Source organism: Pluralibacter sp., assembly GCF_019237635.1.
GTDB lineage: Bacteria > Pseudomonadota > Gammaproteobacteria > Enterobacterales > Enterobacteriaceae > Enterobacter_B.
The window spans coordinates 23,513-30,178 of sequence record NZ_JAFAGS010000147.1 but is presented as its reverse complement, the minus strand read 5'-3'; the positions used below and the strand labels follow the sequence as shown (position 1 = coordinate 30,178).

11 protein-coding genes are annotated in these 6,666 nt (G+C 57.5%); 1 reads left to right on the top strand and 10 read right to left on the bottom strand.

Features of this window, described 5'->3' with window-relative positions:
• Window positions 1-142: 142 nt before the first annotated feature.
• Window positions 143-844, bottom strand: coding sequence for a pirin family protein (locus JO226_RS17000; protein ID WP_293606938.1), 702 nt, complete (start codon window positions 842-844; stop codon window positions 143-145).
• Between the two features lie 104 nt (window positions 845-948).
• On the opposite strand from JO226_RS17000, the gene JO226_RS16995 reads away from it, so the two are divergent.
• Window positions 949-1,845, top strand: a complete 897-nt coding sequence (locus tag JO226_RS16995; RefSeq protein ID WP_293606937.1) for a LysR family transcriptional regulator — start codon at window positions 949-951, stop codon at window positions 1,843-1,845.
• A gap of 53 nt (window positions 1,846-1,898) precedes the next feature.
• On the opposite strand, the gene JO226_RS16990 is transcribed toward JO226_RS16995, so the two are convergent.
• From JO226_RS16990 to yqjA, 9 genes are all read right to left on the bottom strand, one after another.
• Window positions 1,899-2,264 carry a DUF805 domain-containing protein gene (locus JO226_RS16990; RefSeq protein ID WP_293606936.1) on the bottom strand — a complete coding sequence of 122 codons (366 nt, stop codon included), beginning with the start codon at window positions 2,262-2,264 and terminating at the stop codon, window positions 1,899-1,901.
• A gap of 107 nt (window positions 2,265-2,371) precedes the next feature.
• Window positions 2,372-3,358 carry a glutathione S-transferase family protein gene (locus JO226_RS16985; protein WP_293606935.1) on the bottom strand — a complete coding sequence of 329 codons (987 nt, stop codon included), beginning with the start codon at window positions 3,356-3,358 and terminating at the stop codon, window positions 2,372-2,374.
• A 70-nt stretch (window positions 3,359-3,428) separates the two neighbouring features.
• The gene (locus JO226_RS16980) at window positions 3,429-3,821 is read right to left on the bottom strand and encodes a DoxX family protein (protein WP_293606934.1); all 393 of its coding nucleotides are present in this window, start codon (window positions 3,819-3,821) and stop codon (window positions 3,429-3,431) included.
• Between the two features lie 197 nt (window positions 3,822-4,018).
• Window positions 4,019-4,300: a YqjK-like family protein gene (locus JO226_RS16975; RefSeq protein ID WP_293606933.1), complete on the bottom strand. Its 282-nt coding sequence runs from the start codon at window positions 4,298-4,300 to the stop codon at window positions 4,019-4,021.
• Window positions 4,293-4,691: a phage holin family protein gene (locus JO226_RS16970; RefSeq protein WP_293606932.1), complete on the bottom strand. Its 399-nt coding sequence runs from the start codon at window positions 4,689-4,691 to the stop codon at window positions 4,293-4,295. Before JO226_RS16970 ends, JO226_RS16975 begins: the two co-directional genes overlap by 8 nt.
• A gap of 2 nt (window positions 4,692-4,693) precedes the next feature.
• On the bottom strand, window positions 4,694-4,999 hold the full coding sequence (locus tag JO226_RS16965; protein WP_293606931.1) for a YqjD family protein: 306 nt from the start codon (window positions 4,997-4,999) through the stop codon (window positions 4,694-4,696).
• Window positions 5,000-5,024: 25 nt separating this feature from the next.
• Window positions 5,025-5,393: a DUF1090 domain-containing protein gene (locus JO226_RS16960; RefSeq protein ID WP_293606930.1), complete on the bottom strand. Its 369-nt coding sequence runs from the start codon at window positions 5,391-5,393 to the stop codon at window positions 5,025-5,027.
• Window positions 5,394-5,545: 152 nt separating this feature from the next.
• Entirely contained in the window at window positions 5,546-5,929 is a 384-nt protein-coding gene (mzrA, locus tag JO226_RS16955; protein ID WP_293606929.1) for an EnvZ/OmpR regulon moderator MzrA, read from the bottom strand.
• A 2-nt stretch (window positions 5,930-5,931) separates the two neighbouring features.
• Window positions 5,932-6,594 (bottom strand): DedA family general envelope maintenance protein YqjA, encoded by a 663-nt coding sequence (gene yqjA / locus JO226_RS16950; RefSeq protein WP_293606928.1) that lies wholly within the window; start codon window positions 6,592-6,594, stop codon window positions 5,932-5,934.
• Window positions 6,595-6,666 lie beyond the last annotated feature (72 nt).

Below are 6,666 nucleotides of genomic sequence, written 5' to 3'. Positions count from 1 at the left end.
TTCCAGTTCGCCGAGCATCTCTTCAAACCCAAACGCCGCTGTGACGGCGGCGTCGGAGGTTTTCTGTGCCGCAACGGCCTTCGGTTGCGCCGTTTTCTTAGGGGGTCTCTTACTCACTGATTTTCCGGCTCCGTGTGAAATGTTACACCGGTAAATCTATCAGCAAAGCGCGCAGCGGCGTATCGGCAACCAGCGTAATGTTAGCCTCGTCACGAATAAAAGCGCCATCGCCACAGGTCAGCGCCGCTTTCTCTTCCTGCGGGGTTAACGCATGCACCGTACCGTGAATGGACTGCAGGTAGGCGCGCGGGCCGTGAAGCTGAAAGCTCAACTGCTGCCCTTTCTCCAGTTGGATCTGATGGAGCCAGACCTGCTGGCGCAACTGCAGGCTGTCCTGACTGCCGTCCGGCGAGGCCAGCAGCTGTCGGGCGGCGTCGGTCAGCGTCAGCTTCTGCACCCGCGCGTTTTCACGCTCCGGGCAGGCATCCAGCCACAGCTGCATTCGGGTCAGCGGGTGTTCTTTACTCAGGTTGTGTTCGCTGTAGCTCACCCCAGGCTGGGTGGCGATAAGCAGCGCTTCACCCGCGCTCGCCTGAACGTGGCGGCCTTCGCTGTCGCGGTATTCCGCTTCACCTTCCAGGATCAGATTGAGAATATCGACCTTCGGATAGGTGCGCGGTTGAAAGGACGCGCCGGGTGCGAGGACTTCCTGGTTGAGGACGCGCAGGGAGGCATAACCGAGCAGTTTCGGGTCGAAGTAGTGTCCAAAGGAAAAGGTGTATCGGGCCTGTAGCCAGCCGAAGTCTGCTTTTCCGCATTGTCTGGCTGTTCGTGTCGTAATCATGGTTCTTGACCTCTCTTTACCTCCTTTTATGTTAAGGGGCTGGACGCTGCATTGTTAGCCAGATATTCTGCCGGGTATGTTCAAATTTCCTGAACGAGAACGCTATGGCTAAAGAAAGAGCATTAACGCTGGAAGCGCTGCGGGTGATGGATGCTATCGACCGTCGCGGCAGTTTCGCTGCTGCCGCGGATGAGCTGGGACGCGTGCCTTCCGCCCTCAGCTACACCATGCAGAAGCTGGAAGAGGAGCTGGATGTGGTGCTGTTTGACCGCTCCGGCCATCGCACAAAATTTACCAACGTCGGGCGCATGTTGCTGGAGCGCGGCCGCGTTCTGCTGGAGGCGGCCGATAAACTGACCACTGATGCCGAAGCGTTGGCGCGCGGGTGGGAAACCCACCTGACCATCGTCAGCGAAGCGCTGGTGCCGACAACCGCGCTGTTCCCGCTGGTCGAAAAGCTGGCGGCAAAGGCCAACACCCAGCTGTCGTTTATTACCGAAGTGCTGGCTGGCTCATGGGAGCGCCTGGAGCAGGGGCGGGCGGATATTGTGATCGCCCCCGATATGCATTTTCGTTCCTCGTCGGAGATAAACTCCCGCAAGCTCTTTTCCGTGATGAATGTCTACGTGGCCGCTCCTGACCACCCCATCCATCAGGAGCCGGAACCGTTATCCGAAGTGACGCGCGTGAAGTATCGCGGCGTGGCGGTCGCGGATACCGCCCGGGAGCGTCCGGTGCTCACGGTACAGCTGCTGGATAAGCAGCCGCGCCTGACGGTCAGCACCATTGAGGATAAGCGCCAGGCGTTGCTGGCGGGGCTGGGGGTTGCAACCATACCCTATCCGCTGGTCGAGCAGGATATCGCCGACGGACGGCTGCGGGTCGTTAGTCCGGAGTACACCAGCGAGGTGGATATCATCATGGCCTGGCGCCGCGACAGCATGGGCGAAGCCAAAGCCTGGTGTCTGCGCGAAATTCCTAAATTGTTCGCCGGGAAATAGCGTCTCCGGCAAGACAGACCGGGCGGACGCGCGCCGTCCGGAGAGCCATCGCGTCAGGCGTTGAGTTTCGGGTCCGGGCCAAAACGGTTATCGCCAGGCGTTCCGCTCTGGCAGTTGAAGATAAGGATAACGATCCAGCCGACGATCGGGATCAGCAGCAGCAGGAGCCACCACGCCGAGCGGTCGGTGTCGTGCAGACGGCGAAACTGCACCGCCCATGCCGGGAGCAGCACCAACAGCCCGTATACCGACGTCATCACGCCTTCGCCAGCCGCACGTTCCCAGCCGAGCATTTTATCCAGAATGCTCAGTACGCCGGCAAGAATGAAGCTCACCAGTAAGAACATCCAGTATTCCTTCCGGCGCGCCCGCCCGCCAAAACCGACGTAATTTTTCAGTACTTTCAGATACCAGTCCATGTTCCTTGCCTCACTCAACGGTTAATCACTTGTTTTTTAAGTAATCGAAGTAAGGATAGACGGTGATGGCGAAATAAAACAGGGCATCTATCGATACCCTGAATGATTTAAGCGAAGCGGACGTCGCGGCCATGAGGATCGTCGAGATCCTGCCACGGGCCGACAGAGATAATGCCGGTCGGGTTGATCGTCTTATGGCTGCGGTAGTAGTGGTTGCGGATGTGGTCGAAATTGACGGTCTCCGCAATGCCCGGCTGCTGGTAAATATCACGCAGGAAGCCATACAGGTTCGGGTAGTCGCTAATGCGGTGCTTGTCGCATTTGAAATGGGTGACATACACCGGGTCGAAGCGCACCAGCGTGGTCCACAGACGAATATCTGCTTCGGTCAACTGATTGCTGGTCAGATAGCGGTGCTGGCCGAGGATCTGCTCAAGCCGGGCGAGGGCGGTAAAGACATTGGCTACCGCCTCGTCATAAGCCTGCTGGCGGGTGGCGAACCCGGCTTTATAGACGCCGTTATTGACGTTGTCGTAGATCCAGCTATTCAGCTCATCAATCTGGCCGCGCAGCGCTGGGGGGTAGTAATCGCCCGCCCGCGCGCCCAGGGCGTCGAAAGCGGTATTGAACATGCGAATGATTTCCGCCGATTCGTTGCTGACGATCGTGTGGTTTTTCTTATCCCACAGCACCGGCACCGTCACACGGCCGCTGTAGTGCGGGTCGGCATGCAGGTATAGCTGGTAAAGAAATTCATGCTGATAGAGGCTGTCGCCAGTCGCTGCGGGGAAGTCGTCATCGAAGGTCCAGCCGTTTTCCAGCATCAGAGGATGCACCACGGAAACGTCAATAAACGGCTCCAGTCCTTTCAGTTTACGCATGATTAAGGTGCGGTGGGCCCACGGACAGGCCAGCGAAACGTACAGGTGGTATCTGTCTTTTTCTGCGGCAAAACCGCTTTCGCCGGTCGGACCGGCCTCGCCGTCGGCCGTCAGCCAGTGGCGAAATGCCGAAACAGAGCGCTTGAACTGCCCTCCGGTGGATTGGGTGTCATACCAGACATCATGCCATACGCCGTCAATCAGTTGTCCCATATTGCTCTCCTCCTGCAGAGGGCAAAAGCGAGGAGATATCTCCTCGCTTTTACTCATCAGTGTAGACAGTTTACCATTTCTTGTTCAGTACACGGTCGAGGCTGAATGCGCCCGGTCCGGTCAGCGCCAGCAGCAGGAAGCCGCCTGCGATGGTCAGGTTTTTCATGAACATCAGCGAGTTAACACCTTCAGCAAAGTTGCTGTGGAAGATGAACGCGGTCAGCAGCGTAAAGCCAGCGGTGATGACAGCGGTGGTACGCGTCAGCAGGCCGAACAGGATAGCCAAACCGCCGCCAAACTCAAGCAGGATGGTCAGCGGCAGCAGCGCACCCGGGACGCCCATTGCTTCCATATACTGCTGGGTACCTGCATAGCCAGTGATTTTTCCCCAACCTGCGGTGATAAACAGGATTGGCATCAGAATGCGTGCTACCAGTACACCAACATCTTCTAATTTTTTCATTTTACTCTCCAGGTAACCCCATGGGCGGCTGTATTGATTTAGTCTGCAATTCTGCGGGGATACCGCATGGTTGCTGTCGATGGAGAGGAGTGTAATCGGGGTGTGTACTGATTGTTAGCAAGGAAAACTGTCGTTCTCCTTCAAAGATATTGAGTGATTGCAGGCATTGGGGGGAAATGCGCCGGTTATCCGCGCGGCTAGCGCAGCAGGTTTCTGACCAGCCGCCAGGTGCTCCAGACGCCGACGCCGCGTTTCGCCCAGCGAACCATTCGGCGGGGATGGCGCACGGACCATACCGCTAGCACGCTACTGCCGACCAGCGCCCATGAGCGCAGAGTCAGCAGCGTGTTCCAGCCGCGGTCCAGCGGCTGCGACGCCTCAAGCCAGTCGCGGCGGCTGGCGGCGAGATCGAGGCGCTGCTGCTCTATCTGCCGCAGCAGCATCGTTTTGCGACGCTGGCGTTCCTTAGCGCTACTCACGGGGATTCTCCAGCAGCTCGCGGTCGTTCGCCAGTTCCCGGCGCGTCAGACGCAGCAGGGTGGAACGTCGCGCGCGGCGTAGTGTCAGGAGCCCGCCGATCAGCGCCAGCACCAGCAGCACCACCGTGGTGGCGATAAGCGCATGAAGGCGATATTGCGGGTCGATGCCCCAGATGACCAGCACCAGCAGGCTCATCAGTCCGAAGGCGGCGAACAGCAGGGTCAGGCCCAGCAGTAACAGCAGCCCGATAAGGTTGGCCTTTTCCTCTTCAAGCTCAACGACGGCCAGCCGCAGGCGGGTTTCCACCATCCCGACGACCAGCGTCACAATACGTTGCCCGATGCCGAAAAGGTTCTTGCCGGGTCCTTGCGCGTGGTGTGAATCAGGCATAATTAACGACGCGTCAGCAGTACACCCAGCACCAGGCCGACGGCCGCGCCGATGCCAACGCCGGTCCACGGGTTGTCATGCACGTATTCATCGGCGCGAGCCGCGGCTTCACGGGTCTGTTTGGCAATGGCGTCGCCGGTTTCACCCAGGCGGTTACGGCTCTCTTTCAGCGCGCGTTCGGCTTTACTGCGCAGCTTGCTGACTTCTTCTTTCGATTTGTCCGAGGAGCTGTTCAGCACCTCTTCCAGGGTGTCTGCCAGGGATTTCAGTTCAGCGCGTAAATTTTCAGATGTGGTGTCTTTTGACATGATCCTCTTCCTCTCTTTCCGTTGCTTAGTAATCACGGGACTCAAGCGCTTTTAACTCTTCTTGCGCTTCATTGAGCTTATGTTCACGTTTGCTGATTTTGTCCGCATCGCCTTTTGCTTTGGCTTCATCAAGCTCGCGGCGACGCTCGGCGATTTCGTCTTTTTGCTTGTCGATTTTCTTTTGATGATCGGCGCGCAGTTGGCTGTCGTTGCACTTCGCTTTGACTTCACGTAACGCTTTGTTCAGGCCATCAATACGACTCTGGTTGTGATGCTTTTCGGCATAGTGGATCTCGCGCTGGATATCCTGCTGCTTTTCCAGGCACGGTGACGAGGCGTAAGCACCCGCGCTCAGGGAAACCAGAGCCAGTGCCAGAACAGTGCGGTATGTCATAGCTGAAACCTTCCATTGTGCAAGGGCGTTGCTGCCGCGTTGCCCAGACCAGTCATTATCATAGTACTGGTTGCTTCCAATTACTCAAGGATAGTGAGTAAACGCGAAATCACCAAAGTCGGTGAAAAGATTCAGAATCCAGGAAGGACGTATTAACCCAGCCGGTGCGGTGTGTCGCGCAGGCGTGAAAGCCACTGTGGCGCCAGCGTATCATCTTCTTGCAGCGCAATGACATAGCCGTGAGGCAGCGAGCGGTCGAGCACCTCTTTCGCCGCGGCGCTCTGCTCGCTGGATTCAAATTTAATGACCAGCGCATCGTCCTGCGGCGTGATGCTTTTAAAACGGATGCCGTTAGCGTCCAGGTGATGCCAGACGGAAAACCCGTCCGGCATGCTGGTGTTCGGCGTGACCGGACGGATCGCCAGGCTCGACTCCTGGTGCTCCAGCACCGCCCACAGCCACAGCAGCGCGCACAGCAGCAACAGGGCGCTCATGCTGAGGGTGAAGCGGCGTAAGGTCATGTTCTGAAACCCCATGTTCAGCCCCGTTGACCGTATTTTTTCTTCCACAGGACGACCAGCGAGCCTATCAGACCAAAAACCAGCAGGACGACTGGCAGCAGCATCAGGCACGACATCAGTTGGTCTTCATATTTCAGGAAAACAGGCGTTTTCCCCAGCAGGTAGCCGAGGCTGGTGAGGATAAGCACCCACAGCAGGCCGCTCATCCAGTTGAAGAACTGGAAGCGGGTGCTACTCAGGCCCGATAGTCCGGCAATCGTCGGCAGCAGGGTACGTACGAAGGCGATAAAGCGGCCGATCAACAGCGCCGAGAGCCCGTGTTTGTGAAACAGATGATGGGCGCGCTGGTGGTAATGAGCGGGCAGATGGGAGAGCCAGTTTTGCACAATTCGGGTATTGCCGAGCCAGCGCCCCTGGATGTAACTCACCCAGCAGCCAAGGCTTGCCGCGGTGGTCAGCAACAGTAACGTTTCCGGATATCCCATTGCGCCTTTGGCTATCAGTACGCCAACCAGCACCAGCAGGCTGTCGCCTGGCAGGAAAGCAGCAGGTAACAACCCGTTCTCAAGGAACAGGATCATAAACAACACGAAATAGAGCATGCCGATCATGGAGGGGTTGGCCAGGGTTTCAAAATCCTGGCTCCATAAGGCACTCAGCAATTGGGTTAACAGTTCCATTCACGATTCCTGGTACATCGATTAACGTCACGCCTGAACGCAAAACACAACATGCGACAGTTATCCTCTTTT